The organism is Zooshikella ganghwensis DSM 15267 (assembly GCF_000428585.1).
Classification (GTDB): Bacteria; Pseudomonadota; Gammaproteobacteria; order Pseudomonadales; family Zooshikellaceae; genus Zooshikella; species Zooshikella ganghwensis.
The window spans coordinates 67,892-94,041 of sequence record NZ_AUAF01000007.1; the positions used below are offsets into that span (position 1 = coordinate 67,892).

At 41.3% G+C, this 26,150-nt stretch carries 21 protein-coding genes; 9 read left to right on the top strand and 12 right to left on the bottom strand.

The window, feature by feature from the left end; genetic code table 11:
• The first annotated feature begins 345 nt into the window (after window positions 1-345).
• Window positions 346-1,803, top strand: coding sequence for a S8 family peptidase (locus F607_RS27925; RefSeq protein WP_051310788.1), 1,458 nt, complete (start codon window positions 346-348; stop codon window positions 1,801-1,803).
• A gap of 242 nt (window positions 1,804-2,045) precedes the next feature.
• Window positions 2,046-2,741 carry an outer membrane beta-barrel protein gene (locus tag F607_RS0102925; protein ID WP_027706845.1) on the top strand — a complete coding sequence of 232 codons (696 nt, stop codon included), beginning with the start codon at window positions 2,046-2,048 and terminating at the stop codon, window positions 2,739-2,741.
• Window positions 2,742-2,829: 88 nt separating this feature from the next.
• Here F607_RS0102925 and F607_RS0102930 read toward each other — a convergent pair whose 3' ends face one another.
• The 3 genes from F607_RS0102930 to F607_RS0102940 form a co-directional block, all read right to left on the bottom strand.
• Complete coding sequence (locus tag F607_RS0102930; RefSeq protein ID WP_027706846.1) at window positions 2,830-3,330, bottom strand: GNAT family N-acetyltransferase; 501 nt, start codon at window positions 3,328-3,330, stop codon at window positions 2,830-2,832.
• A 327-nt stretch (window positions 3,331-3,657) separates the two neighbouring features.
• Entirely contained in the window at window positions 3,658-5,037 is a 1,380-nt protein-coding gene (pntB, locus tag F607_RS0102935; protein ID WP_027706847.1) for a Re/Si-specific NAD(P)(+) transhydrogenase subunit beta, read from the bottom strand.
• An 11-nt stretch (window positions 5,038-5,048) separates the two neighbouring features.
• Window positions 5,049-6,590 (bottom strand): Re/Si-specific NAD(P)(+) transhydrogenase subunit alpha, encoded by a 1,542-nt coding sequence (locus F607_RS0102940; RefSeq protein WP_027706848.1) that lies wholly within the window; start codon window positions 6,588-6,590, stop codon window positions 5,049-5,051.
• A 789-nt stretch (window positions 6,591-7,379) separates the two neighbouring features.
• On the opposite strand from F607_RS0102940, the gene dctP reads away from it, so the two are divergent.
• Window positions 7,380-8,408, top strand: a complete 1,029-nt coding sequence (gene dctP, locus F607_RS0102945) for a TRAP transporter substrate-binding protein DctP (RefSeq protein ID WP_027706849.1) — start codon at window positions 7,380-7,382, stop codon at window positions 8,406-8,408.
• Window positions 8,409-8,458: 50 nt separating this feature from the next.
• Here dctP and F607_RS0102950 read toward each other — a convergent pair whose 3' ends face one another.
• A complete protein-coding gene (locus F607_RS0102950; RefSeq protein ID WP_027706850.1) occupies window positions 8,459-9,457 on the bottom strand; it encodes an MDR/zinc-dependent alcohol dehydrogenase-like family protein in 999 nt (332 codons plus the stop codon).
• A gap of 339 nt (window positions 9,458-9,796) precedes the next feature.
• Here F607_RS0102950 and F607_RS0102955 point away from each other — a divergent pair, with 339 nt between their 5' ends.
• Entirely contained in the window at window positions 9,797-10,306 is a 510-nt protein-coding gene (locus F607_RS0102955) for an O-acetyl-ADP-ribose deacetylase (protein ID WP_027706851.1), read from the top strand.
• A gap of 94 nt (window positions 10,307-10,400) precedes the next feature.
• On the opposite strand, the gene rraA is transcribed toward F607_RS0102955, so the two are convergent.
• Window positions 10,401-10,916 carry a ribonuclease E activity regulator RraA gene (gene rraA, locus F607_RS0102960; protein ID WP_027706852.1) on the bottom strand — a complete coding sequence of 172 codons (516 nt, stop codon included), beginning with the start codon at window positions 10,914-10,916 and terminating at the stop codon, window positions 10,401-10,403.
• A 360-nt stretch (window positions 10,917-11,276) separates the two neighbouring features.
• A complete protein-coding gene (gene ppsA / locus F607_RS0102965; protein ID WP_027706853.1) occupies window positions 11,277-13,655 on the bottom strand; it encodes a phosphoenolpyruvate synthase in 2,379 nt (792 codons plus the stop codon).
• A 717-nt stretch (window positions 13,656-14,372) separates the two neighbouring features.
• On the opposite strand from ppsA, the gene ppsR reads away from it, so the two are divergent.
• Window positions 14,373-15,191, top strand: coding sequence for a posphoenolpyruvate synthetase regulatory kinase/phosphorylase PpsR (gene ppsR / locus F607_RS0102975; RefSeq protein WP_027706854.1), 819 nt, complete (start codon window positions 14,373-14,375; stop codon window positions 15,189-15,191).
• A 718-nt stretch (window positions 15,192-15,909) separates the two neighbouring features.
• Here ppsR and F607_RS32490 read toward each other — a convergent pair.
• Window positions 15,910-16,461, bottom strand: coding sequence for a hypothetical protein (locus tag F607_RS32490; RefSeq protein WP_027706856.1), 552 nt, complete (start codon window positions 16,459-16,461; stop codon window positions 15,910-15,912).
• Window positions 16,462-17,072: 611 nt separating this feature from the next.
• Between F607_RS32490 and F607_RS33410 the strand changes: the two genes are divergently transcribed.
• Complete coding sequence (locus tag F607_RS33410) at window positions 17,073-18,416, top strand: SH3 domain-containing protein (protein WP_084611080.1); 1,344 nt, start codon at window positions 17,073-17,075, stop codon at window positions 18,414-18,416.
• A 225-nt stretch (window positions 18,417-18,641) separates the two neighbouring features.
• Window positions 18,642-19,715 carry a HEAT repeat domain-containing protein gene (locus tag F607_RS0102995; RefSeq protein ID WP_027706858.1) on the top strand — a complete coding sequence of 358 codons (1,074 nt, stop codon included), beginning with the start codon at window positions 18,642-18,644 and terminating at the stop codon, window positions 19,713-19,715.
• Between the two features lie 149 nt (window positions 19,716-19,864).
• Here the strand turns inward: F607_RS0102995 and F607_RS35890 are convergent, their stop codons facing one another.
• The 5 genes from F607_RS35890 to F607_RS0103015 form a co-directional block, all read right to left on the bottom strand.
• Window positions 19,865-20,083 carry a GDCCVxC domain-containing (seleno)protein gene (locus F607_RS35890; protein ID WP_084611081.1) on the bottom strand — a complete coding sequence of 73 codons (219 nt, stop codon included), beginning with the start codon at window positions 20,081-20,083 and terminating at the stop codon, window positions 19,865-19,867.
• A gap of 161 nt (window positions 20,084-20,244) precedes the next feature.
• Window positions 20,245-21,693: a bifunctional 2-methylcitrate dehydratase/aconitate hydratase gene (locus F607_RS0103000; protein WP_027706859.1), complete on the bottom strand. Its 1,449-nt coding sequence runs from the start codon at window positions 21,691-21,693 to the stop codon at window positions 20,245-20,247.
• A gap of 62 nt (window positions 21,694-21,755) precedes the next feature.
• Complete coding sequence (prpC, locus tag F607_RS0103005; protein WP_027706860.1) at window positions 21,756-22,880, bottom strand: bifunctional 2-methylcitrate synthase/citrate synthase; 1,125 nt, start codon at window positions 22,878-22,880, stop codon at window positions 21,756-21,758.
• Window positions 22,881-23,100: 220 nt separating this feature from the next.
• Complete coding sequence (gene prpB / locus F607_RS0103010) at window positions 23,101-24,000, bottom strand: methylisocitrate lyase (protein WP_027706861.1); 900 nt, start codon at window positions 23,998-24,000, stop codon at window positions 23,101-23,103.
• A gap of 164 nt (window positions 24,001-24,164) precedes the next feature.
• Complete coding sequence (locus F607_RS0103015) at window positions 24,165-24,827, bottom strand: GntR family transcriptional regulator (RefSeq protein ID WP_027706862.1); 663 nt, start codon at window positions 24,825-24,827, stop codon at window positions 24,165-24,167.
• Between the two features lie 255 nt (window positions 24,828-25,082).
• Between F607_RS0103015 and F607_RS0103020 the strand changes: the two genes are divergently transcribed.
• Both F607_RS0103020 and F607_RS35950 read left to right on the top strand, forming a co-directional pair.
• Window positions 25,083-25,919 (top strand): carboxylate/amino acid/amine transporter, encoded by an 837-nt coding sequence (locus F607_RS0103020; protein ID WP_027706863.1) that lies wholly within the window; start codon window positions 25,083-25,085, stop codon window positions 25,917-25,919.
• Window positions 25,920-25,987: 68 nt separating this feature from the next.
• On the top strand, window positions 25,988-26,150 hold a 163-nt coding region (locus tag F607_RS35950; RefSeq protein WP_169719757.1), incomplete at its 3' end, for a transposase.

A 26,150-nucleotide genomic window follows, 5' to 3' on the forward strand; every position in this document is an offset into this window, starting at 1 on the left:
CTTTTTATTTGATTTGAATTTATGAAGAATAAATTAAATGAATATTTTTCATTATTGGGATTAATCGCCATATTGTTTAAAGTACACTTCGATATAGGTGTACACAATGAATAAAGACTGATAACGTTGCATCCAGACTTAAAAGTCCGGTGTTTTATGAATAATTATTGCTCTAAGACAAGTTTCATATTTTTGAGTCATCTAAGATAAATCCATACTTATGTTTTTAGGTTAAAAATACACTCACTCAATGTACAAAAAAGTGTATCCATACGTATCTACAGTTTATCATATCGGCAGACGGATCCTGTCGTATAAGTAGACTTCCAAACCGGAGGGATTTCAATGAATGTTAAGCAATATATGGTCTCAACCGTAGTAGTGTCTGCCCTCACCTTTACCCAAGGTACATTGCTATATGCTGGCAATACAACAGAAGCTACTACTTTTCCTGCTAATAACATGGCCCCAGTTGAGTTTGCACAAACAACTAACCGGTTAATCATGAGTTTTAACAAAGTACATGCCGCACTCCCTGTAGAGGATTTATTAGCACAACTAAGCGACCGAATTTCAGTACAAATGACTTATGTTAGAACAATGGGGACAGGCGCTATTGTTTTTAAACTACCCTCTTTTCAAAATACAAAGCAAATTCAGCAGTTAGTTGAGCAGTTAGAACAACAACCAGAAGTTGAATATGTTGAACCTGACTGGATGATGCGGCCTAAGACACCCATGTCTGTCACACCGACTGACCCACTTTTTAATCAACAATGGAGTTTACTTTCGAGTCAGTATTTAGGTGATATTAATGTGCAACAAGCTTGGCAACAAAATCAGGGACAAGGTGTCGTTGTTGCTGTGTTAGACAGTGGTTATCTTCCTCACCAAGATTTAAAAGACAACCTGCTTGCAGGGTATGACATGGTCAGTGATTTAGCCATGGCGAATGATGGTGACGGTCGAGATGGTAATCCACTCGATCCAGGTGATGGTCATATGGCCGGTGAGTGTAGTCAGTTAGGAACGAACTCCACTACACAAGACACATCAAGTAGCTGGCAGGGAACACAAATAGCAGGTGTGATTGCTGCTGCTGCAAATAATATTGGTATTAGCGGCATTGCCCATCAATCAAAAATTCTGCCGGTACGTACTGTAGGCAAGTGTGGAGGATATACTTCAGATTTGGTCGATGGCATCCGCTGGGCAGGAGGACTTACTGTAGCTAATGCACCTATAAATAAGCACCCTGCTCAAATTATCACAATTGCTAGTAGTGAACCAGGTCAATGTAAGGCATCACTTCAACAGGCGATTGATGAAGTTAATCAGAAAGGCGTGACTGTCATTGTTGCGGCAGGTAATAATGGTGATCAAGCGAACCAATATAGTCCAGGCAACTGTCAAAATGTTATTGCCGTCTCTGCTAGTGATATCGATGGCAAGCTAACAGACTATAGTAATCGTGGTAAAGGGATTACAGTGGCTGCGCCTGGAGGGGTTAAAGAACCATTACATGCAGGTATTTTATCGACATCAAATGCTGGATATCGAAAAGCCGCTAGTGATAGTTACCAGTATGCGGCAGGTACTGGATTTGCTGCAGCCCATGTTGCGGGTGTCGCTGCTATATTATACAGCTTACAACCATCAACTACGCCAACAGAAATTAAACAACTGATTACCAGTACGGCTAAAAAACAACCAAAGTGTAGTGAATGTGGGCATGGTGTTATTGATGCTGGTGCAGCAGTCAATAAGGCGATGAAATATAAGTACCGCTTTTTCTCTTACTGAGGTATTTTGCTACAACTATTAATAATTGTTAAAGGATTAATGCAAGTTTAAAAAATAATGTAACCTTTTTTATTAATATAACGCGTAAGTTTGTAGCACCTTTGTTTTTTATTAAAACAAAGGTGCTTTATATTTGTGGTTAATACGTATTCAACCGTTTATCTGTTCTCAATGAAAATGGATTGCAGATCATAAAAAACCTGTTCTGTAGTACTAATTTGAGTTGTAATAAAGGTTGAATAATGAAAAAAACTGCTTTATTTTTTGCTATTTCTTCAATAGTTTCCACACCACTTTTTGCACAAGATAGCATTAACCCGTATGCCGATGAGAAGACTGGTTTTTATCTAGGGTTAGGTGCTGGTGCGGCTAGTTATGATGATGCTTATGCAAATGAAAAAGATGTATATGATGAGCATTCTATTCCTAGTACAGTTAATGGTTATAAGTCATTGAAGTACACGAAAAGAGATGGGTTGGTAAAAATATTTGGTGGTTACAGGATAAATAAATACTTTGCTCTTGAGGCTAACTATACTAAGTTTGCGGACACTGAGTCTGACCTTGACATTAACTGGTTAAATATTGGTAGAAATACAAGAAGTGTTGATAATGAAATTTCAGGTTATGGTTTAAAGGCAGTTGGTATTTATCCTGTCTCTAAAAATATAGAGTTGAATGCTAGTTTTGGTTTAATGAAGTGGCAAATTGAAGAAGACATTACTGAAACTGATACAATCTTTGGAACTACTCACACTAGTGAAAAAGTTAAGGGGACAAGCAAAGTCTTTGGCTTGGGTGCAAGTTATAACCTAACTAATAATGTGGCTTTTGGTCTCGATTGGGAGCGCATTAATGACTTGGGTGATAAGGATAAACTAGCTTTCGGCGAAACTGACGTAGATACCTTTACACTGTCTGCTAAGTATACTTTCTAAACTGCTTCAATTTTATATATGCTTTGCTGCCAAAGGATGGTGGCAGCAGTTTACTGCTAAAAATTATTCTTAAAAGCATCAGCATCTTCTATAAGAAAAGCACCATATGTTTAGCATCATATGATTTCTGTCCTAGACGGAGTGCATCTCGCTCAAACGCAAATGTTTCAAATCCATATTTTTGATAGAGTTTAATGGCCGATGTGTTTTCGGAAATAACAACAAGCTGAAGTTGTGATAAGTCATTAAGCTGTTTGGCTTCATCTATTATCCTTTCAAGTAAGCGTTTGCCAATACCATTATTTTGAAAGGGTTTATTAACATAAAACCCTGAAATCATACCTTTATGAGATCTTTTTAGATAATCTTGTCGGCTAACACCTGCAGTACCTACTAATGTAAGTCCATTAAACGCACCAATGATAAAAGACTGGTTGCTTGGGGTAATTTTATTGGCAAAATAACCGAGTGGTTGAGAGAGTTCGTTGTCAAAACTTTGCGCAAAGGATTCTGGGCATGCCCGCAAGGCAGTGAGTCGAATTTGTTTATACTGCTCTGCATCATTACGATTCAATACCCTAATATCCATATTGTTTCTCCGTTAAGGGTTTTGCCCTTCTTTAATTGGTATATCTACATTGCTTTATTTATGGTGCTGGTTTTTAGTTTGCTGAGCAATAGGAAATACACTACATGTTGTATTAGAAAAGGTTGGTATTTTAGACTAAAGGCTGGTGAATTAACACTGAACTGTTTGCCGCAAGGATGCGGCAACCAAGCTTCCAAGGATGGATTTACAGCGTGTTCAGTGTAATTCACTAGCCTTAGGTGTCGATCGTTTATTTTCCAATATAAAAAAAGCCGAAGTCAAAGACTTCGGCTTTAGTCTAAAAAATATGCGTTTAAACGTATATTTTTACAGGGCTTTCAGAATAGCTTCAACACTTTCTTTGGCATCCCCAAACAGCATACGCGTATTCTGTTTGAAGAACAGCGGGTTTTGAACACCAGCATAACCGGTAGCCATGGAGCGCTTAAATACGATGACTTGGTGCGCATTCCAAACTTCCAGTACAGGCATACCTGCAATAGGGCTTGCAGGGTCTTCAGCCGCAGAAGGGTTTACAGTATCGTTTGCGCCAATCACCAAGACTGTATCTGTTTCAGGAAAGTCTTCATTAATTTCATCCATTTCCAAAACAATGTCATAAGGCACTTTGGCTTCTGCCAGCAAGACATTCATATGGCCTGGCAAACGACCTGCAACAGGGTGGATACCAAACCGGACGTTAACGCCCTTTTCACGAAGCTTCTGGGTGATTTCGTATACGGGGTATTGTGCTTGCGCAACAGCCATACCATAGCCAGGAGTGATAATGACAGACTTGGAATCCTTAAGCATTTCTGCCACTTCTTCTGCAGATGTGGCTACATACTCGCCCTGCTCTTCACCGTCACCCAATACGGTACCACTTTCAGTACCAAAGCCACCCGCAATTACACTGATAAAAGAGCGGTTCATCCCTTTACACATAATATAAGACAGGATGGCACCTGAGGAACCGACTAGTGCACCGGTTACAATCAGCAGGTCATTGGCGAGCATAAAGCCTGCTGCAGCTGCAGCCCATCCTGAATAAGAGTTCAGCATGGATACAACGACAGGCATATCCGCTCCACCAATAGAGGCTACTAAATGCCAGCCAAAAGCCAAGGCAATAATTGTCATCAGAATCAGTGAGAAGGTAGCGCTATCACTGTTGACGAAGTTGAGCATTAACAGAATGGATACAATAACACCAGCCAGGTTAAGCTTGTGCTTGTGAGGTAATGACAGCGGACGTCCACTCATAATGCCCCGTAACTTTGCAAATGCTACGATTGAGCCTGTAAACGTCACTGCACCAATAAATACCCCAAGGAAAATTTCACTTAAGTGAATGGTTAACATGGCACCTTCCATAGGAGGGTGATCCAAGTAACTGTTGTAACCAACCAATACCGCAGCCAAGCCAACAAAACTATGTAGCATGGCTACCAGCTCAGGCATTTCAGTCATTTGCACCTTTTTGGCCAGATGCAAACCAATGGCAGCACCAATCACCATTGTCACGATAATGGTGCCCATGCCTGACACTTCAGGGTTGCCAATGGTAGCCAGTAAGGCAATGGCCATACCGACCATACCATAGATATTCCCCTGCTTAGCTGTTTCCTGCTTACTCAGGCCCGCTAAGCTGAAGATAAATAAAACGGCAGCAACAATATATGCTGCACTGATAAAACCTTGTGACATTATTGGGCCCCTTACTTACGAAACATTTTAAGCATGCGCTGTGTGACAAAAAATCCACCGAATATATTAATGGTGGCTATGAGAACAGCAATGGCCGAGAAAAACCAAACCAGTCCGTTATCACTGGAGACTTGAAGTAAAGCCCCAACAATGATGATGCCACTAATGGCGTTGGTGACGCTCATAAGGGGAGTGTGTAATGCATGGGTAACATTCCAAATCACGTGATAGCCAACAATACAGGCCAGCACAAACACGGTGAAGTGGGATAAGAAGGCAGCAGGTGCTGCACTGGCAATCCAGCCAAATACTAATGCTCCAACAGCCAGCGCAATATGCTTACGTTTGGATGATTTTGGTTCTGGTGCTTTTTCAACAGGGGCAACGGCTTCTTGCGCTTTAGGTTGCGGTTGGGCACTGACTTTAACTGGTGGTGGTGGCCAAGAGATATTACCTTCTTTAACCACCGTGACAGAACGAATCACCTGGTCATCAAAGTTTATGGAAATATTGCCATCTTGATGTGGACACAGCAGTTTAGTCAGATTCACCAGGTTGGTACTGTACAGCTGTGAAGATTGATTAGGTAAACGGCCTGGCAGGTCGGTATAACCTATAATACGTACATCATTATCCGTAGTGACCAGTTGATCTGCCTGGGTTAACTCACAGTTCCCACCTGTTGCAGCCGCTAAGTCAACCACCACACTGCCTGGCTTCATGAGCTTAACCATGTCCGCAGTAATAAGCTTAGGTGCTGGTTTACCAGGAATGAGTGCGGTAGTGATGATAATATCGACTTCTGCTGCCTGTTGGCTGAAAAGCTCCATTTCTGCCTTAATAAAGGCTTCACTCATTTCTTTGGCGTAACCATCTGTTGAAGAACCGTCTTCTTCAACATGCAGTTCAAGGAACTCGCCACCCATACTTTCAACTTGCTCTTTTACTTCAGGGCGAGTATCAAATGCGCGGACAATCGCTCCTAGACTGCTTGCGGTACCAACAGCAGCCAACCCCGCAACACCCGCACCAATCACCAGTACTTTAGCTGCGGGTACTTTGCCTGCTGCAGTAATTTGTCCGGTAAAAAAGCGACCAAACTGGTGAGAAGCTTCGACAACGGCACGATAGCCCGCAATATTAGCCATTGAACTAAGGGCATCGAGGGCTTGCGCTCTGGAAATCCGAGGCACAGCATCCATCGCTAATACATTAATGCCTTTTGCCGCTAATTTTTCCAATAATGACTCATTTTGTGCAGGCCAGATAAAACTGACCAAGGTTTGTCCCGGTTTTAGATAACTGATTTCATCTTCGGGAGTTTCTTGTGGTGCATTAACTTTGAAAATAATTTCCGCTTGCCAGGCTTCTTTCTGACTGACAATACTGGCGCCTGCCTCTTCGTAAGCACTGTCTGTAAAGCTGGCTAATTTTCCTGCGCCTTCAGCCACACAGACTGTAAAGCCAAGTTTAATTAGCTGCTGAACGGTTTTGGGGGTAGCAGCTACCCGAGTTTCGTTGGCAAATATTTCTTTGGGAATTCCGATAAGCATGGTCTATTCAATTATCTCATTAACCGGTTAATTTACCTCTGTACGCCAACGCATTGCGATAGCGACACGCATTAGGTCAAAAAATCAACCACTATCAACGGCTGATGTGACTGTCGTTTGATACGTACGGCATGTTAGCCTATGGCATTATTTGTCTTAGATATATTCATACACTGCTTATTGTACCCGTCTCGTTTTATGATATTGCTCAGTATTATAAATCCTGAGAAATGCGCTCTGCCCTTTTAAGACATTACTATTTGACGACACAGATTGTCAGTTTACAGCGTGGTAGACTTGAATAGTAAAATAACGGCTCATGTCGTTAGTATGACAATGATGCCAAAAAACCAAATTTAAGACTATTATAAACTGCCCGTTGGTTACACCTATTTACAAATTTAGCTGCCATGTCGGTGATATACCGTCTTAACAGAGCAGACTAGCCCCGCTAAAAACCTTCATGTTGGGTATAGTGTGTCAAATTACGCTGTTGTAACACAGTGTTTATGCTGACTCCTATTGATATAGCATGAATTACCCAGCAGATCTTGATGTAAGTCATTATTGATAACAATTAAAGACGGCTAGTGCAATATCTACTAAATAGTGTTGAATGATTTTGGTCATGGTTCTTGTAAGTCAGGTAATGCACGTTCGATGACCAAAGCGGCCTGATTTTCCTGGTAATTTCTTACATTGTTTATCTGTACTTAAGCCTGTTCTGTTATTCCTGAAACATCGCATACTAATTAGCTGAATAAGGAAGATTCTTCAGGATAAGAATTAATGATGCAATTAATCAAAAGACATATGCCTCGTAAGGGGTATTTCGCTAAATCCCTACTTTTAAGTGTGGTTTGTAGTTTACTGCTCAGTGTGACGGTGCCAAGCTGGGCTAAATCATGGCAATTAGTATCTGTTTACTTGGGTGATGCTCGTCATCACAACTTGCTCACTGAATTTGTTCATGGCATGGAGTCGCTGCCAAGCACCCGGATCAAGGTAGATCTTTTTGATAAATGCAGTTTGATTCCAGATAAAAATATATTAACCAGCGTTACAAAAAATGATATCCAACTGGCTGAAATATTAATGGCGGAGCTGGAGCATGAAGATCCGCTGTTTGGCTTGGACAATATTCCTTTTTTAGCAACTGATTTATCAGAAGCACAACAGCTATGGGAAATTTCCAGAGAGCAAGTAGAGCAACGGCTTGCTAACTTAGGCCTTCACCTGTTATTAGTCGCGCCCTGGCCACCGCAGGGTATTTTTACCGTTCAACCTATAGCCTCGCTAGTTGATCTACGAGGGGGAAAGCTGAGGACTTATTCGACCGAAACGGCTCTACTCGCTCGTTATCTTGGGGCTGAGTCTGTTCATGTGCCGCACGAACATCTACGTGAGTCCTGGTTAACAGGACAGTTGGATGCCATGATTACATCGCCAGTGACGGCTGTGACCCAGCAAGCCTGGGAGTATATAAAATATTATTATGATATTCAGGCGTGGGTGCCGAAAAATATGCTCGTGATTAATCAAGCATCATGGCAGAGTTTGAGTGACCAGGAGCGAAAAACTTTAACCAAGCTGGCTAAGCGACTGGAAGTACGCGCCTGGCAAAGTATGCAACTACATATTCAGCAAGCAATAGTTGCTATGCAAAAAAATGGCATTCAAGTGGTATCGCCAAATCCAAAGTTGGTTGCTCAATTAAGACATATAGGTCATTTAATGACAGCACGCTGGGCAAGGAATGCTGGACAGGTGGGGCGTGAAATACTGGGTACCTATCGAAAATACCATAAGCACGAGTAATGATTCGGTGGGTTAAGAATCATTTGGTGGTTTAAGCAACCATATCAGGGTTAGGCAGAGTTGGTGGTGCTTGGAAAATCGATCAGAACCTTTTTGCTACCTCGTTGCAGGGCGTGTTGGAATGCGCGCTGAAATTGCTGGAAGGGGTAACGTGCTTCGATGAGCAGCTCAGTATCCAGACTATGTTGTTCCAGAAATGCAAGGGCAGCACTCATTTGTCCACAGCGAGAGCCAATCAGTTTAATTTCATTAACAACAAGTTGAGCTAGGTTTACTTCCGTTAACTGGTTACTGGTCGTTTTTAGAACAATGGTGCCGCGAGGCGCAACGACAGCCAGGGCCATATCCAGCCCATTTGGACGGCCTGTGGCTTCAATGACAACAGAAAAATATTGTTGATATTGCTGGAGTAGCTGGTTGGTGTTTTTAAATTCCAGCAGTTCTGTTTTTATCCCATGATGTGCTGCAATAGCCAGTTTATTGGAGTGTTTGCCAATTAGCACCAGATTTGGAAACTGCTCTTTTAGGGCCAAGCTAATGAGTAAACCAAGTTTACCATCGCCCATAACAGCAATAGGGTTATTCTCGGATATCTGTAACTGGGACTTGATAGCCAAAGCCGCAGCCAGTGGCTCTGTGAACACTGCAACATGATCTGGAATATGGTCTGGTACACCGTAAAGGTTGCTTAGTGGCACAGTAAATAGTTCGGCAAAAACACCGTCCTTGTGTTTAATACCGAGTACTTGGCGATGGTGGCAGTGATGAGGATCATTTTGCTGGCAACTGGGACAGTCACCACAGCCAATATTGATATCCACCACGACACGTTTACCTACCCAATCTGATTTGGCTGGGCAAGCCACAACTTCAGCTACACACTCATGTCCAGGAATACCTTGAAAGTGGTAGTACCCGTTAAAAAGCTCGATGTCAGTTTGACAAATACCTGCTACAAGGGGGCGTAATAAGGCTTCATTTGGTGATGGTTCTGGGTCAGGGGGAGAAACCAGCATAATTTGTTGATCATTAAATAAGACCGCCTTCATTCACGACACCCTCATGGTTGGCTACAGTAACTTACACTGAGCTGTTTGCCTCATAGCTTATCGATTATAGATGAAATTTTAGAAAGTAAATGGTTCCAAAAAATTGAAAAATGCAAGTTGGTCTGATGAATAACACCATCCGGGAAGGACTTATGAGTTTTTTAGTGTTAAGACTACTTAATACCATTTTATTAAACATCCGTGTTTGACTAGCAGACTGATGTTACAATAACTGTCATAAAATTGTCAGTTAATTATGCGGCAAGTTGAGTATATTTTGCTACCCGTTTATTTTCTATAAAATAATTAGTACACGCTAAGTGCTAAAGGAGAATAACATTGACTGTACAGCTTAGTGCATTACAAGGTGATATTACCCAGCTTTCGGTTGATGCAATTGTTAATGCGGCCAACAGCAGTTTATTAGGCGGAGGTGGAGTTGATGGCGCAATTCATCGCTCAGCAGGGCCAGAGCTGGTAGCCGCGTGCCGGTTGCTCAATGGATGTAAAACTGGACAGGCAAAAATTACCCCTGGCTTTCACCTACCTGCTCACTATGTTATTCATACCGTTGGTCCAGTATGGAATGGTGGGCAAGCAAATGAAGATGTATTACTTGCAAGTTGTTACCGAGAAAGTTTACAGCGAGCTTGTGAAAATAAACTTAAATCAGTTGCTTTTCCCGCAATAAGTACAGGGATTTATGGGTTCCCCAAACAGCCTGCGGCAACAATTGCTGTGCAAACAGTGCAGCAGCATTGTGCAGAAAAGCCTGGTTCATTAGAAAAAATAATATTTTGTTGCTTTAGTAAAGAGGATTTAGCAATCTACCAGGCGTTATTAATGTAGAATTTATTGTGGATAACAGGCGTCTTGCACTCAGTGAGTGTTGTCACCCACTGATTTTAAACGACGCTGGTTGTGTTTTTGGCTTATCAGCTATTTAAAGGTGCTTTTCAGCCAAAGATGTTTTTTCAGTCAAAGGTAATTTTTCAGCAGAAACAACGGCGCCATTTTCGTCAGCATACACATAATTACCTGGTTGAATACTGGCTCCGGCGAAGTTTATGTTCAGTTGTTTTTGCCCTTCCCCACGTCGAATAGATTTTCGAGGATGTGCTGCTAATGCCATAATTCCGATAGGTAATGTTGATAAGATCGTAACATCCCGAACGCAGCCATAAATAATGATTCCAGCCCAGCGATTTTCTACAGCACATGTTGCAATTTGATCACCTAGCAAAGCACAGCGCATTGAACCACCACCATCAACCACTAACACTTTGCCTGTACCTGGTTCTGCCAAGGTTGATTTGACAGTGCTATTGTCTTCGAAGCATTTTGCAGTAACAATTTCCCCGAAAAAAGCAGTTTGTCCACCAAAATGCTTTAAAGCTGGAGATATCACTTGAAGTAATGTGTCGTATTGATCACATAGATCAGGTGTTGAAAAAAGCACGACTTTATCCTTTTATGGCACAAACTTTATTATTTTATAGTGCTCATTTCCTCTGCTTAAGCGTAAACAGAGGAAATGATATGAGCAAATTAATTAGGGCCTGTTAACACTATTTGAATCACCACTGCCGTAGACTATTTTTTCGCCTAGCAAGGCACAAGGAATGCCGTGTAGTCATTCTACATAAGTGACTTGTAACACCGCTAGGTGGAAAAATAATCACGGCCCGAAGGGTTATGACGGTAAAAGCACTACTCGTTGTTGCTCATTGTTTATTTAGAACCACTAAACTTCACGCTTCGCGCCTAGATTAGCGCTTTTACCGCCATAACAGTGATATTCAAATTGTGTTAACAGGCCCTAGGCGGGGGTGGCTACTTTTTCTGCCAAATAAAACCAGGTGTTTAACACTGAATCAGGGTTGAGTGAAATGGTTTCAATCTGTTGATCCATCAGCCACTTGGCTAAATCGGGATGATCTGAAGGGCCTTGCCCACAGATACCAATATATTTATTTTGCCGGCGACATGCCTCAATAGCCAATTGCAGTAAATGCTTAACGGCAGGATTGCGTTCATCAAACAAATGAGCGATCAGGCCGGAGTCACGATCCAGTCCTAAGGTCAACTGGGTCATATCATTAGAGCCAATGGAAAAGCCATCAAAGTACTGTAAGAAGTCATCCGCTTGCAGTGCATTACTTGGTAATTCACACATCATAATGACTTTTAGTTGATGTTCTCCCCTGCGTAGTCCATTTGCCGCCAGTAGTTCTGTTACGCGGCGGGCTTCACCTACTGTTCTTACAAAGGGCACCATGACCGCCACATTGGTTAAACCTCGTTGCTCCCTTACCCGTTTTAAGGCAGCACACTCCATTTCAAAACAATCACGGAAACTGTCGGCAATGTAACGAGAAGCACCGCGAAAACCTAGCATGGGGTTTTCTTCTTTAGGCTCAAATAACTCACCGCCAATCAGATTTGCATACTCGTTGGATTTAAAATCAGATAAACGCACAATGACAGGCTTTGGATAAAAAGCAGCTGCGATGGTGGCAATACCTTCTGTAAGTTTCTCAATATAAAAGCTCACAGGACTATCGTAGCCGGCAATACGCTCGTGAATCGCCTGGCGAATATCACCAGGTAAGTCTGGCATATTGAGCAGTGCTTTAGGATGAATACCAATCATACGGTTAATAATAAATTCTAGGCGCGCAAGCCCAACTCCAGCATTGGGTATGGCCTGAAAATCAAACGCACGATCTGGATTACCGACGTTCATCATTAACTTAAATGGCAGTGGTGGCATGGCATCAACAGTACTTTGTTGTACTTCATAAGCCAGCTCGCCCTGATAAACAAAACCTGTATCCCCTTCTGCGCAAGAAACAGTCACAGCTTGTCCTGTCTTGAGTAACTCGGTGGCATTTCCACAGCCAACTACTGCTGGAATACCCAGCTCTCGCGCAATAATCGCTGCGTGACACGTACGGCCACCCCGATCTGTGATAATTGCTGAAGCCCGTTTCATGATCGGCTCCCAATCGGGGTCTGTCATGTCTGCAACCAGTACATCACCAGGCTTAACTTCATGCATTTGGTCGAGACTTTTGATAACGCTGACAGGACCTGCACCAATACGCTGACCAATACTACGCCCTTCCATTAACACATGGCCTTGTTCTTTTAAAAGGTAGCGCTCAATAATGGCGGTTTCAGACTGACTTTGAACGGTTTCAGGGCGGGCTTGGACAATAAAAAGCTCACCTGTTATGCCATCTTTTGCCCACTCAATATCCATAGGACAACCATAATGATTCTCAATAATGAGGGCTTGCTGGGCGAGTTCCAGAACATCTTCATCGGTTATGCAAAACTGTTGACGGCGCTGCTCATCAACGGGCTGAGTGCTAAGAGAATCATGAACAGTACCATTGTGGTTGTACACCATTTCAATCGCTTTTTGACCTAGGTTGCGACGTAATATTGCATGATGTCCAGTGCGCAGGGTGGGCTTGTGAATATAAAATTCATCAGGGTTAACAGCTCCCTGAACAACCGTTTCACCTAGCCCATAGCTGGCTGTCAGGAAAATTACGTCACGAAAGCCTGACTCCGTATCAAGGGTAAACATAACCCCTGAAGCACCTGTTTCACTGTGCACCATTTGTTGTATACCAACAGATAGCGCAACGTGGCGGTGGTCAAATCCTTTGTGCACGCGATATGCAATAGCGCGATCGTTGTACAACGAGGCAAATACCTCTTTTACCGCATGTAAAATATTGCTGGTGCCGCGAATATTAAGAAATGTCTCTTGTTGGCCAGCAAACGAGGCATCGGGCAAATCTTCTGCTGTTGCTGAAGAGCGCACGGCAACAGAGAGGTCGGTATGATGTTGTTGAAGTATGGCAATGGCTTCTTCTAAGGTCGCCTGAAACTCTGCAGGAAACGGTGTCTCTGTAATCCACTGTCTTATAGTTTGCCCTGCTTTGGCTAGTGCTTGAACATCATCAACATCAAGTTGATCAAGTAAAGCATTGATGCGCTGGTCAAGTCCTTGTTGGCTTAGAAAGTCACGATAAGCCTCAGCTGTCGTTGCAAATCCATCTGGAACTTTTACCCCAGCACTGCTTAAAGCGGAGATCATCTCACCAAGAGAGGCATTTTTGCCTCCCACCAGTGGTATATCATTGACACCCAGTTGGGTAAAGGGAATAACGTATTTATTCACTCAGTCAGTCTCCAGTGTCGATACCTTATGGTTTATTAGTAAAACGCTAGGGTTTTTATCGTACAGAAAGTATTATTTGTTTTTAGGTATACTTTAAAAACACGTATGGCTTAGCTTTCACATTAAAAAAACGTTTTTTAAACAGTACGTCTATCTTTCAAAAAATACATCTATAGGGCACATGGCTTTTTTAAATTATCTGTATGTTCTGCTTGCTGTGTATGAATTCGTCATATTATTGCCATAAAACTATATGGTTTGATGGCTTGATATATCAATTAAACCAGCAGTTCGTAAACATTGGTTAAACACTATCATGAAAGTTAACATTTTTAAAACAAAGAAAAGGCGTAAAAATGTTAGTGAAAAATGTTTATTTTCGAATTGAGACGAATAACATAATCAGCACCAACCCTGCTGGAGTTAGTAAACGACGCTCAATAAGTATGTATTATTAAGCGTAAGAAATGCCATCACAGTGTTTGTTCTACAAAAAGAGTTGCTACAAAATAATAGTGAACATCTTTACTTAAGGGAACATCAATTAAAACTAAACCTGCAGCATAAAAATAATATACCGCATGGCTTGTCATGTTTTAGTTGCGTCACGTATACTCGATGCCACTGAGTATTCCCGCTGCATAGCTTGCTTCATTCGTTCAAAAGTGTGGGATTTTGCTTTAAATCAAGCATAAATAACGTTGGGAGAACACCAACATGGTAAAGCGCTGTGTGTTTTTTATATCTGACGGTACTGGAATAACAGCAGAAACCTTGGGTCATAGTTTGTTGACACAATTTAATCGAGACCAGTTTAGCTATAAAACATTTCCGTATATCGATACCGTAGAGAAAGCCCAGCAGATTGTTAAGCAAATAAAACAATATGCCCATCAGGCAGAACAGCGACCCTTAATTTTCTCAACCATCGTCAATGAAGCTGTAATTCAAGTGTTAAGTGCGCTAGATGCTTTTATGATTGACTGTTTTTCTGCATTTTTAACCCCTCTTGAACAAGAGCTGCAACAGCCCTCTAATCATAGTATTGGACAAAATCGTGTTATTGATGCTGACCCCCGTTATCATCAGCGTATTACTGCAGTTCATTTTGCTTTAGATTTTGATGATGGTGCGAAAACCTATGCTTATGACCAAGCAGATGTCATTTTAATTGGTGTATCTCGCTGTGGGAAAACACCAACTTGCTTATATCTCGCCTTACAATATGGTATTAATGCAGCTAACTATCCGTTAACAGAAGAAGATTTGGATAATCAACGACTACCAGGGCTGTTGTTGAGTCACAAAGATCGTCTTTTTGGATTGACGATTGACGCGGAGCGTTTAGCCGCCATTCGGCATGAACGCCGACCTGATAGCCGATATGCTTCCATTAAACAGTGCCGGCAGGAGGTCAATGAAGTCGAGGCATTAATGCAAGAAGCTCACGTGCCCTTTATTAATACAACACAGTTTTCGATCGAAGAAATTGCTACTCGAGTGCTATCTCTTACGGGTATTCAACGACAATTTTAAAAAAACTATTAAGTTGCTCGTAGGGTTGGTTGTTATCCAGTTTATTATTGTCCATCGTTACTGAAAACAGCGTAATTTATCCTCCCATGTCAGAAAGCCTTACCTGGCTTCTGACATTATCGGGACTCTTGGCTCATGATCTATAAATCACCCTACTCTAGACCCTAGCATCTAACCATTGTGTTAATTTCAATCTTAGTGGTTATGCATGAATTTACTTGTAAGAGTGCTTATATGTCTACGTTGAGAAGGTTAGCATAATGCCTGTACTGCTTTTCTGCTTATAAAGCGCTAACAATAGTTTTGATAAACAATTTAAAACATGAAAAGGTATAGTTTTTTCAAACTAATCAGATCAGTTATTTCAGCACGCTTTGTAAACCAATTGACTCCCAAAGAGGTTCCAATATACCAGCCTTTTCCATATCTTCAAGTAGAGTGTTGATCTCTTCGATTGAAGGCTTTATACCTTTGCGAATAATAATAGTATGATTATACTCTTGATCGTAATGGTTGGATCGAATGAATTTATTTCTCATATGCTGATTGTTTTTTAAGTATTGATTAAAAAAAGACTCTGTGATGACAGCAATATCTCCTCTATCTTTAACTCGACTTTGGCCATTTAGAGGCTAAGGCATTGCAGGTAGAGCAATACTGTTAATGGTTATAACCTGAATTAACTCATGTCAAACAAAAACCATGATATGAAGTAATTCTAACCTATTGCTTCTAATAGCTTATTTTTAGCTGTCAGGTGTATCCAATAATGGCCAAAGTCGAGATGAAATCTTTCTTTTAAGAATGATTGATCAGAATTAAAATCGGCAAATCCATAATGGTAGCCTAACATGCCAATCATTCTTTTTTGCTCAAACTCTTTAAAGTAGCTTTGAGTACGGTCAGGTTTTGCTAGTGCAACATAGATCTCTCCTCCTTTAAGATAGACCTTTGAAACATCCACAGGGAACCCTTCCCAGCCCCACTTATAGTTGTCAAACATGGACATTTCAAATAACCCATTTTTAAAAGCTTTATGCCTTCGTACAGAGGTCGTCATAATAAAAGTAAAGTGATAGGTATCTTGAAAATTATTCATTAACTCCATCATATCGATGGCAATGCCACTTGGTGGATCAGTGTCTAATACGAAGGGTTCAAAGGGGGACATAGAAATACGTACAGTAATTTCTGCAGACAATTTGAAGCTTATAAAACACAGAGTGAAAATAAAATGAGCTAACAGTAAATATCGCTTTAGACGAGTCATGCGTACTAGCGCTACCTTAAATGTGAGCTATTTATACCCTTCACGAATGATTTCTAGGTTTTGTTATCTTATCTCCTCACTCCAATCACCTATTAATACAGGCTCATGGGGCTTCGTCACTCGATGGCTGCACCTAAAAACCATTCGTATTGGGTATAGAAGATAAAGTTTTATGTTATTTGTCTAGCACATGTCTGCGGCTATATCCAGTATGAGCATTTACTTCATTACTTATCTAATACGCAATATTTGATCAACCAGTAAAAGAGCGCGATTAATAATGATTAACTTTAATCTCTTCCTTTGTCAGGTTTTTTTTGTGTTTAGTGAGTTTTTAAAGTTTTCACTTAACTATTTGTTTAAATTATTTACGTTTTTGTCTGTTTATTTTTGTTGAAAACTTTTGTTTTACAATTATACAAACAGTTAAAAAGCGAAGAGTATCTTAAAGCTGAGCGATAGTGCTTGTTTCTATAAAAAAATAACCATAGTATTTGAGTGGTTTTATTTTTTTTGCACAACAACTGATGCATATAAGGATATTGATATACGTCAATAGTTGCTACTGTACAAACTGAATGGTGATCTATTTAAAAACAAGGTAAATTAATATGAAATGGAAAATAAAACATTTATGTGCTGTTTCAGCCATTTTGGGGGTAGTATTTGGTAGTGTAACTCAGGTTAGTTATGCGAATACATGTGCAGGAATAAAAGTAACAAATTCATTTTTAAATGTAAGGACTGGTCCTGGAACAAATTATGAAAAAATAGGAACAATGCACAGCGGTGAGCACTATGTAGCAACAGGAAAGGTATCTGGACCTTGGAAAGAAGTATGGTTTGATGGGGGAAAAGCACGTTGGGTTTATAGTCAATCATATACTACTGCAGCAACGGTTAACTGTGATGTAGTATCAACAGCTGCATTAAATGTACGTTCAGGTCCTGGTACAAACTATCGTTTAGTAGGAACTGCGCCAAGTGGTTCATATTGGACCGTTATTGGAACTGATGGCGTGTGGAAAAAGATCTGGTATGCGAGTGAAGCGCGTTGGGTTCATGGTGGGTACTTGGGTGATGCAAACTCAAATACCGTTATTCAGGTGAAAAGCTTTAATATTAATAAGAATGCAGCTAATACTTCAAGTCGGTTTGTTTCAGTTTTCAGTACCTATTCAGGATCAACACCGACAATGTACCGTATCAGTGAGAAAAGTGATTTTTCTGGTGCAGTTTGGAAAGCATATGTAGACAAAATATCATTTACATTATCTGCAGGTAGTGGAACTAAAACAGTCTATTTTCAAGTAAAAAATAAACAAGGCCGCTTATCCAATGTGATTTCAGACAGTATTAAGTATAAGGCTAGCACTTCTTCACAAGGCTTTAGTATTAAACGAAGTGATTTTTTTACTAAGTTTCGTGCAACGTTTGGTCGGTTGTCACAAAGTCAGGTTGACGGTATAAACTATCTTTTAGCTAATATGGAAAAAGATAAGCGCCCTGCTATCAAAGATAAAACTGTATGGATGCGTCAAATTGCTTATATGTTTGCAACGACAAAGCATGAAGTTGCCAATACCTACAAGCCTATTACAGAGTATGGTAATGTAAACTGTCGTAGATATGATGGTGGTTGTACCTATAAAGGTAGAGGGTATGTTCAGCTTACCCATAAGTATAATTATAAAAAAATGTCATCTGTTGTTGGAGTGGATTTAGTTGCAAACCCTACAAAAGCATTGCAACCTGATATTGCCTATACGGTGATGTCCTATGGAATGTTTTATGGAATCTTTACTGGGAAAAAGCTAGGCAGTTATATTAAGTCAGGTAAAACAGACTATGTTAATGCTCGTAGAGTCGTAAATGGTCTAGATAAAGCTAGTTTACTAGCAGGTTATGCGAAGAGCTTCCAAAAAATAATGGAAGCTTCGATAGTAGCACTTTAAAGATCTAATAGTTCCAGTATTTTAATAGGTATGCAGTTTAATAGGTAGTAATATCCCTATTATCAGGGTTTTATAAGTGCTAGCTGAGCAGTATCACTATACATTGGTATTGTCTCCGTTGGTTTAGGCTTAGCAAGCCTTTCAGAAATACTGTATACCATCAGTGAAAAGTACATATTGCATGCAATACCCTTGTTATGCATTGATAATTTAAGGTGATTTTCAATGAAAAAAAACGCAATTTTCATTGGCGCGCTAGCTGGGGGAGCATTATTAGCTGGTGGTTACTTTTTTTTCTCATCATCTGTTTCGAAGGAAAATTATACTGAGCTATCAGTAAGTAACATGCCAGCTGAACAGATAAATCCCAAAAGTGTTTCGACGCAAGCTATAAAGGAAACACAATCTGGAAAGCATATTAGTAAGGAACGTTCAGTACAGCCTTCTACTGTTATGTCTGAGCAAGAGATATTAGAGGAGGCACCTATTGAAACATCTCCTTATGACCGAGCTAACGCAACCGTTGATAATTTACGATTATTACTTGCTGAAGAAGAAAGCTCAGAAAAACAAGGTGAAATTCAGTCTATTTTACAGTCGCTGTTGGAAAATGCAGAACAAGATGCTTCCGCACTTTCCAGTATTATTGATAACTACCGGTTAGATCCAAGCTCAGAAATGGGGGCTCATTTACAATCTGTATTAGCTGAAATAAAAGACCCAGAAGTTGAAGCTGCCGCAATCGATTTGGTAAAAAGTGGAAGTCCAGAAAACCAGATAGCTGGACTTGATCTATTAGCTCAGCTAAATATTCCTAGTGAAAGTACATACAATCTTACCCGTGATATTCTTGCAGCGAATGATAACCCCGAAGTTTTGATGTCTGCATTAAATGCAATGCCAGTTATTCCTTTGCCCGCTCAGGATGCACAAGAGGCAATGCAACAATTATCGACCTTAGCCAGGTCAAGTGCAGATAGTGGTGTGAGGTCAGCAAGTATTTTTAAAATAGGCCAGTGGGCAAAAGATGAGAATGATTTAAGCCCAGTTGTTGGAATCTTGCAAAAATCGAATGATCCTGATGATCGTATAAGTGCAATTATGGCTATACAGGAAAGTAATGTTGTTTCTGATCAATTACGTTACACGTTAGCGCAACTGATGAGTAATAAAAAAGAGCTATGGGAAGTCAGGCGAATGGCTGCGGAGTCTTTAACACGATTTAAAATGTCATCTAAAGAATATGCAGCCTATCAAACGTTTCTTAAAGAGCAAGGTGATATTGCTGAAGGCAATTGAGCTGATAAAACGATTAATTTTTTGGTGATTATACCCTCTGCGAAGGATATAACTGTTGCCAGAAGAACGTAGCAGTAATGCCCTGTTAAAACTCGGTATTTTTGAGAGAAAATGGCTTTTAACCTTTGCTTTAACTTTAACTATCAAGGCTATCCGCACTGTCTTAGCCGCTGCTTTGACGGACAGGGTACGGTGCCGTAAGAGCAAAAAACACAACAGTCTCCTGGCTTGGGACGCATCATAAATTTGCAGGATTCACAGGGTAGAAACCACTGGCAGGCATTGGTGGGCATAAACCCGGCTTGTTTATGACCGCATTGGGGACAGGTGATAATGGATTCTCGAGTGACAGGTGGCTCAACCATCATGAGTAAACCTCTAACAACATAATTACTACAATAGCACTGGAGGACGTTGGTCTTCCCTTTAGTTTAGTTAGTATTTATTGGCATGTTATTTTTTCTTGGCAGATTTTGTTTGCCAGCCTGTGTTTTTATCAGGCTGGCGTGTTATTTATGTTTACTTTTATCTAAATCATCAGTAAATCCATAAAGGTGTTAACGGGAGTACGCTCTAATTGCTGTTGGTCATTACATAAATCATAAATTTTCTTCACGCGCATTTTAGGGAAGCGAGTGGCTAAGTTTTCTCTGAACTTCTCTTCAAGTAATGGAATCCCCTCTTTTCGACGACGTTGATGGCCAATAGGATATTCAACCGTAATTTGTTCAGTTGCAGAACCATCCGTAAAAAATACCTGTACGGCATTGGCTATCGAACGTTTATCGGCTTCCAGATACTCTCGACTAAAACGCTGGTCTTCGATGATAGCCATTTTTTGGCGGAGTTTATCAATTTCAGGGTGTGCATTGTGGAAGCTATCCTCATAATGCTCAGCTTGTAAGCTGCCGGTTATTAACGGTACCGCTATCATATACTGGAGGCAGTGATCGCGGTCGGCTGGGTTATTTAAAGGCCCCATTTTACTAATAATACGAATTGCCGATTCGTGAGTGTGAATAACAATTTTCTCAATGTCATTAATGCGATGTTTAACGTGGGGATGAAGTTTCAGAGCAGCTTCGACAGCGGTTTGGGCATGAAATTCGGCAGGGAAGGATATTTTAAACAGCACATTTTCCATAACATAGCTATGAAGTGGTTGTGCCAGTTGCAGAGGTTCTCCCTTGAAAAGTACATCCTGGAAGCCCCACTTAGGTGCAGACAATACACTGGGGTAGCCCATCTCTCCTCTTAAGACAATATCTGCGAGACGTACAGCACGCGATGTGGCATCCCCAGCAGCCCAGGATTTTCGTGAACCTGCGTTGGGTGCATGACGGTATGTGCGCAATGCCTGTCCATCAAGCCAAGCATGTGATAATGCATCAATAACCTGTTCCCGTGTACCACCCAGCATATGAGTTATGACTGCGGTTGATGCAACTTTGACTAAGAGTACATGATCTAGCCCAACCCGGTTAAAACTATGGTTTAGCGCAAGCACTCCCTGAATTTCGTGGGCCTTAATCATTGCTGTAAGTACATCATGCATGGTTAATGGTGCTTGACCCTGGCTAATACGTTGCTGGGAAATATAATCGGCGACAGCCAAGATACCACCTAAATTGTCCGAGGGGTGTCCCCACTCTGCTGCAAGCCAAGTATCATTAAAGTCCAGCCAGCGAATGATACAGCCAATATCCCAGGCGGCTTTCACGGGGTCTAATCTAAACGAGGTTCCAGGTACCCGAGCGCCATTGGGGACAATAGTACCTTCCACTATAGGGCCAAGGAGTTTGCTGCACTCTGGAAAACGCAGTGCCAATAGCCCGCAGCCCAGAGTATCCATAAGACAATGACGCGCAGTAGTATAAGCGGTTGTCGAATTTATTTGTGTTTCACATACATAATCTGCAATTTCAACCAATAATGTGTCAGGTGCTGAGCGCTCATTAATATCAACATTAGAACTCATGGCAATTATTAACTCTTAAGTTAGTTTTATAAATAGAATACCCATCACAAGGAGTATAAAAATTAGCGTTGTTCGATAGGTAACCAAGGACGATTTTCTGGACCGGTATAATCTGCTGAAGGTCGAATAATGCGGTTATTAGCCCGCTGCTCCATGACATGTGCTGCCCAGCCTGTCAGTCGAGAACAAACAAAAATTGGTGTAAATAAGGGGGTTGGAATGCCCATAAAGTGATAGGCTGATGCATGGAAAAAGTCAGCGTTACAAAATAAATGTTTTTCCCGCCACATGACTTCTTCACAACGAACAGAGACAGGGTATAGCACCCGATCATCGTGCTCTTCAGCAAGACGTTTTGACCAGCCTTTGACGATGGCATTACGTGGATCTGATTCACGATAGACTGCGTGTCCAAAGCCCATTATTTTTTCTTTTTTTGCCAGTTTTTCAAGAATACCTTTTTCGGCTTCTTCAGGGGTTCGCCATTGACTGATCATGGCCATTGCAGCTTCATTAGCACCACCATGTAAAGGTCCTTTCAGGGTTCCAATCGCAGTGGTAATACAGGCATAAATATCGGATAACGTGGAAGCACAAACCCGGGCAGCGAAAGTAGAGGCATTAAATTCATGTTCAGCATAAGCAATTAATGAGGCATTCATTGCATCGCCGTGCAAGGTTTTAGGTTCACGACCATGAAGCAAGTGCAAAAAATAACTGCCTGTTTCCTTGTCATCTAACTCAATATCAATTTTTACGCCCTCTTGATGAAAGCGATACCAGTAACAAATGATGGCGGGAAATAAGGCCAGCATACGATCAATATGGGTTTGCTGTTCAGCAAAATCATGTTCTGGGGTGATCGTACCCAACATTGAACAAGCCGTCCGCATAACATCCATTGGATGTGTAGTGGCAGGCATTAACTCTAACGTCTTACGTAAAGCTTCAGGCATTTTACGTAGCGTCATCAACCGGGTAAGGTAGCTGTCTAACTGTTGTCGATTAGGCAGCTCTCCATGAAATAATAAATAGGCTACTTCTTCAAAGCGAGCGTGTTCAGCAAGATCAGCAATATCATAACCACAATAGGTTAAGCCAGCGCCACTTTTACCCACGGTACATAATGCAGTTTCACCAGCTGAGCGCCCACGTAGTCCGGCTGTATCTTTTTTATTATCAGTCATTATTATTCTCCTAATTGATGTGATTATCCTTACTCACATTGGCGAATGATTTATTCATTAGAAATTGGGATATACCCTTCGTTTTGAGTATATATATCCATTCCTTGGTATATTAGCGTCGCAAATTATTATTAAATTGTTTTGGTGCTTGCTCTTGTTTATTTGACTCTAAAAGGCTTATTTTTGTTTATACATTTTTTAGAACCTGTTAATACTATTCTCAGTCAGTGGTTGTTTCTTTTAAAAATAATCGATCTAACGTTTGTTCATAGTGATGATAATTAAGGGTTTGATAGAGTGCTTCACGAGTTTGCATATCAATGGTTAAGTCGCGCTGATGCCCTTTTTCTTTTAATTGCTGGTATACATTGAGTGCGGCTTTGCTCATGGCTCGAAAAGCGCTTAATGGATATAGCACTAACTGAACACCTACAGAGGCTAACTCCTCACGGCTAAATAATGGGGTTTTACCAAACTCGGTTATATTAGCGAGCACTGGCACATTCACGGCTTGGGTAAAGCGTTGATAGTCATCAAGTGTTGCCATGGCCTCAGGAAAAATCATATCAGCTCCTGCCTCCACGCAAAGGCAGGCACGCTCAATCGCTGATTCCATGCCTTCTACTGCTAATGCATCCGTGCGAGCCATAATGACAAAGTCGTCATGGGTTCGAGCATCAACAGCAGCTTTTATCCGATCTACCATTTCTTCTGGAGTAACAATTGCTTTATTGGGGCGATGTCCACAGCGTTTTTGCTGAACTTGATCCTCAATATGAACAGCTGCTGCGCCTGCTTGCTCCATACTTTTTATTGTGCGTGCGATAGTTAACGCACCGCCAAAGCCCGTATCAATATCGACCAGTATAGGGAGCTGGCTGGCTGCAGTAATACGACGAACGTCTTCTAAAACGTCTGCAAGTGAAGTCATACCTAAATCAGGCAGTCCAAAGGAGGCATTAGCGACGCCAGCACCGGATAAATAAATAGCCTGATGCCCTGCTTGTTCGGCCAGCATGGCACAGTAGGCATTAATGGTACCGACGATTTGTAACGGTGACTGAGCAGATACCCGCTGGCGAAAGCGGGTGCCAGGGGATTGTTGGGAAGTTATGTTCATCCTTTCTCTCCAAGTATTCTCTGTAACTTACGAAATTTTTATAATTATTTATTGGGCTTACACAAGCTGTATACCCTTTGCGAATCAATTTTAGGCTCAGTGGGCTTTATAGCCTCCCCTAAAGACCCTTCGGTGTGGGTATATTTGAAAGCTGATATTAATACTTAAGTGGTTAATATATATTTCAGGCGCTTTCGAGCGCGGGCAATATGTTTACGCATAAGCATCTCTGCCAACTCGCCATCCCCTTCCATGATGGCTTCTGCTATGTGTAAATGCTCTTTATACGCTAGCTCAGGCTGTTGGTAACCACTGTCTCGAAATTGTCTCCGATAAAGCTGTAACAAGGGATATAATTCGTCCCCTAATTGGCTGATTAATAGTGCATTTTGGCTACTGCGAATCAGTAAGTAGTGAAAATCCAGATCCCCTGCTTGAGGGTAATATTTTTGCTGGCCATCTTCCTCTAAATAGCGTCGATGAGTGTCGAGCAGTGTCTTAAGCTCATCTTTAGCTTGTTTTGTCATTAGCGTTGCTGCTAGTCGACAGGCTAACCCCTCTAAAACCTCTCGAACTTGATAGAGTTCAGTCAGTTGCTGATCAGAAAGGCTAATCACCCGAGCACCAACATGGGCTTCGCGTTGAATCAGGCGCAGTCCCTCCAAGCGTTGCAGTGCTTCCCTTAATGGTCCACGACTACAGCCATGTCGTGTAGCTAGTTCTGCTTCATTTATTTTGCTGCCTGGCAGCAGCTGGCCATCGAGAATGGCTTGTTGTAGTTCGCTAAAAATTCTTGCAGCAGCAGTTTGCTTGTTATTATCGTGCAATGGTTTTGCCTGTTTATGACTGAATAAAACAATGTGCTTACCACATTGTCAACAATCTTTACTATTTGTTCGAACTTAACCCGATAAATAGCGCTAGTCAAGCTAAGATTGTTAACAATTCTGGGTCTTGAGTGCATGGCTGGCTCTCGATAATGCTGGCACGCACACTGGGTTTCTGGCATTATCGCTGACCTTTTCGCTAACTATTTTTGTGAGTGTGAATAACCATTCAGTATCTAGGTTAAGGTGGGATATATGTATTACTTGTCTGCGATTACCTTATTGTGGGCTTTTTCATTTAGTTTGATTGGGGTATATCTTGCTGGGCAAGTTGACGCTTATTTTTCTGTGCTACTAAGAATAGCACTTGCCTTTTTGTTATTTATTCCACTGTTACGCAGGCAGTGGTTACGGTTGGATTATATTCTGCCCTTGATGTTGATTGGTGCTATCCAGCTAGGCTTTATGTATATTTTTTACTACCAGTCTTTTTTATTACTGACTGTACCGGAAGTTTTATTATTTACCACTTTAACGCCGGTTTATGTTGCCTTACTGTATGACGTATGGACACTGACCTTTCGTGTACGTTATTTATTAGCAGCGCTATTAGCCGTTTTAGGTGCTGTGGTGATTCGTTACGATAACATTACCCAAGATTACATATCGGGCTTTCTACTGGTTCAAGGTGCGAATGTGTGTTTTGCGCTGGGCCAGGTCAGTTATAAAATTCTGATTCAGCGTCGGGGTGATCAATTACCACAACATGCTATCTTTGGCTTTTTTTATGCTGGTGCGTTGGTTGTTGCACTGGTTGCCTGGGGTATATGGGGTACTGACCGTTATCCGACAACCTCCATGCAGTGGGGGGTATTATTATGGTTAGGATTAGGCGCTTCTGGTTTAGGCTTCTTTTGTTGGAATAAAGGCGCTACGCAAGTGGATGTGGGAACATTAGCCGTTATGAATAACGTCCTGATTCCAGCAGGCCTTGTAGTTAACCTGCTCATTTGGAATCGTGATGCTGATATGGTCCGTTTGCTGTTAGGCGGCAGTATTATTTTAGGCTCTATATGGATTCCTAGGGGGTAGCATATAATACAACCAAAGATGTATTATGCACGTCTATTTGGGTAAATTAAGTCAGTAATAAGGAAAGAATGATCAATATCAAACAACTGGTAAATGATGAGCAATGCTACCAGTTTATTCGTCAGAGACGTTGGCCTGATGGCGTCAGCTGCCCTCACTGCCAGTCTCAACAAGTAGAAGGCAATGGTAATCATCAAAAGCAAATTGCCCGAAAACGTTATCGCTGCCTAG

Bases quoted from the DNA above. Each gene is read 5' to 3' on its own strand.
- F607_RS0102995 (WP_027706858.1), top strand. From the start codon at position 18,642: ATGAAAAAAAACGCAATTTTCATTGGCGCGCTAGCTGGGGGAGCATTA.
- prpB (WP_027706861.1), bottom strand. From the start codon at position 24,000: ATGAACATAACTTCCCAACAATCCCCTGGCACCCGCTTTCGCCAGCGG.
- F607_RS0103020 (WP_027706863.1), top strand. From the start codon at position 25,083: ATGTATTACTTGTCTGCGATTACCTTATTGTGGGCTTTTTCATTTAGT.
- F607_RS33410 (WP_084611080.1), top strand. From the start codon at position 17,073: ATGAAATGGAAAATAAAACATTTATGTGCTGTTTCAGCCATTTTGGGG.
- F607_RS35890 (WP_084611081.1), bottom strand. From the start codon at position 20,083: ATGATGGTTGAGCCACCTGTCACTCGAGAATCCATTATCACCTGTCCC.
- prpC (WP_027706860.1), bottom strand. From the start codon at position 22,880: ATGACTGATAATAAAAAAGATACAGCCGGACTACGTGGGCGCTCAGCT.
- F607_RS32490 (WP_027706856.1), bottom strand. From the start codon at position 16,461: ATGACTCGTCTAAAGCGATATTTACTGTTAGCTCATTTTATTTTCACT.
- F607_RS0102940 (WP_027706848.1), bottom strand. From the start codon at position 6,590: ATGCTTATCGGAATTCCCAAAGAAATATTTGCCAACGAAACTCGGGTA.
- F607_RS0102925 (WP_027706845.1), top strand. From the start codon at position 2,046: ATGAAAAAAACTGCTTTATTTTTTGCTATTTCTTCAATAGTTTCCACA.
- F607_RS0102930 (WP_027706846.1), bottom strand. From the start codon at position 3,330: ATGGATATTAGGGTATTGAATCGTAATGATGCAGAGCAGTATAAACAA.
- F607_RS27925 (WP_051310788.1), top strand. From the start codon at position 346: ATGAATGTTAAGCAATATATGGTCTCAACCGTAGTAGTGTCTGCCCTC.
- F607_RS0103000 (WP_027706859.1), bottom strand. From the start codon at position 21,693: ATGAGTTCTAATGTTGATATTAATGAGCGCTCAGCACCTGACACATTA.
- F607_RS0102950 (WP_027706850.1), bottom strand. From the start codon at position 9,457: ATGAAGGCGGTCTTATTTAATGATCAACAAATTATGCTGGTTTCTCCC.
- dctP (WP_027706849.1), top strand. From the start codon at position 7,380: ATGATGCAATTAATCAAAAGACATATGCCTCGTAAGGGGTATTTCGCT.
- ppsR (WP_027706854.1), top strand. From the start codon at position 14,373: ATGGTAAAGCGCTGTGTGTTTTTTATATCTGACGGTACTGGAATAACA.
- pntB (WP_027706847.1), bottom strand. From the start codon at position 5,037: ATGTCACAAGGTTTTATCAGTGCAGCATATATTGTTGCTGCCGTTTTA.